Source organism: Kitasatospora sp. NPDC059747 (assembly GCF_042732955.1).
In the GTDB taxonomy this organism is placed as follows: domain Bacteria; phylum Actinomycetota; class Actinomycetes; order Streptomycetales; family Streptomycetaceae; genus Kitasatospora.
Genome location: NZ_JBHWGV010000279.1, coordinates 1 through 1,631, shown reverse-complemented (window position 1 = coordinate 1,631; position 1,631 = coordinate 1). Strand labels below are relative to the sequence as shown.

Here is a 1,631-nt window from a genome sequence, read left to right as displayed (position 1 = left end):
GGGCGGTCGAGAGATTCTGGCAGCATATCCTGCTCAATGAGAATTTAGATCTCTTTAGGAAAGCGAATATTCTTGATTTCACTGATTGGTAATGGACCGCTTGTGTAGCCCGGTACCGCTGGCTCGGTAGCGATTTAATAGTGTTTGTGTTGACCGGAAGGTCCGCCGCGCCAGTAAAACGGTGTTCGGGATGATTGATACACGCATGGACGATGACGAAGAGCTCAAGAAGGAATTGCCGGTCGCTTTTGGCAGCCCTACACCTTATCAGCCCATCCCAAGAGAATCGCTTCTCAAAGTAGTTGCTCCTTTCCTTCACGCATCCATCGGACAGCTTTATTTCGGGCCATCAGGCATCTCCGAGGATGGCGTACCTTGGATCGTGTTGGTCACACGCGACATCAAGCGTCCTGCCCTTTATCGACAGGCTGGTCGAGTCGGTCTGCTTGGCTGGAGATGGAACACATCTCCGTCGTGCATTTTCAGTCTTACGGCTATGGGCTTGAAGGAGCCCACTCCTCATGTTCGCTGGATGGCTCCGTCCGAAGACGCTGTGGTGTGCGCCTTTCGAACAAGCGGGCGCTTCAGAGTGTGCATGGCGCATCCAACCGGGACTTACAGCGGTTGGTTTGACGCAGTTTTCTCGGTGGGTGAGTCAAAAGGGCCTCGTGTTCCCTCTATTCGGGCATTGCAGCGTCAATGGACGTTTCCTATTCCAGGAATACCCTATTCGAGACAGGGCGCCCGATTCGATGCCAGGGAGAGAACAAATCGTGACTGGGACAATGAGGTTCCGTTATGGGCTGACCCAGTTAGTGATGTGTGGGCGACGCTCCAAGGCAACGGCCCGTGGACCAGTGACCTAGAGGAAACTGACAGGAAAACTGCTAATTGGGCAAAGCACTTCCATCATAAACGTGCGCGCGCTGCAGGGTTTATTCTCGCCATCCGGCAGCGCACTGAGGCGGGCGAACAGCCCTGTATTTTTGATGAGCATGGCGAGTGGTGCTATGGCGGGGTCATCGACGACGCCGTAGGTGAACTGCTCCAGCGACACTTCACATTGAAGTGTTGGCTCGAAAGAGTTTTAGGCACTGACTCCGATGCAAAACTGGCGCACGAGGCTGCTGTTTCCCTACTCAATACCCCGGCTGATATTTTCGCGTTTTCAGCAAGTTTCATGGGGCGTCTGCATGAAGCTGGCGACTTTCTTATCGCAGGAGCGTTACAGCACAGCTTGGAAGCTGCGTTACTAGACCCTAAGATCACCGATTTAGGAACAAAAAGGCCGTGGCTAAAAAACCTCGGTAATTCTGAATTAGGTTTGCGAACCATCCCACTGGATGCGTCGTGCCCGAGAGAGGACATAGACACTCTCTGGCACAGTGGATTGGAGTTCGTAGATCTGTTGGATGCTGGAGAATGGTTTGGCCCTACTGATTTGCCCGCACCGGTGAGTGTTGTGAACAAAGCGCTGGAGTCGGTTCGAGTTGAGGGGTCTGTCGAGGAAGCCTACGAACGGGCCCTACAGCTCCTGCGTGAAGCTCAGGAAGCTCGCCAATGGTCAATTCCTTGGGGAGCCAGGGTTGAGATTCAATTCGGGCCCTTTGTTGCCCTGAGAGTTTTCGAAC

The 1,631-nt window shown here is 53.5% G+C and carries 1 protein-coding gene; it reads left to right on the top strand.

The window, feature by feature from the left end; all coding sequences use genetic code 11:
- Window positions 1-205 precede the first annotated feature (205 nt).
- Window positions 206-1,631: hypothetical protein (locus ACFV4G_RS43495; RefSeq protein ID WP_380449205.1), on the top strand; the 1,426-nt coding region annotated here is incomplete at its 3' end.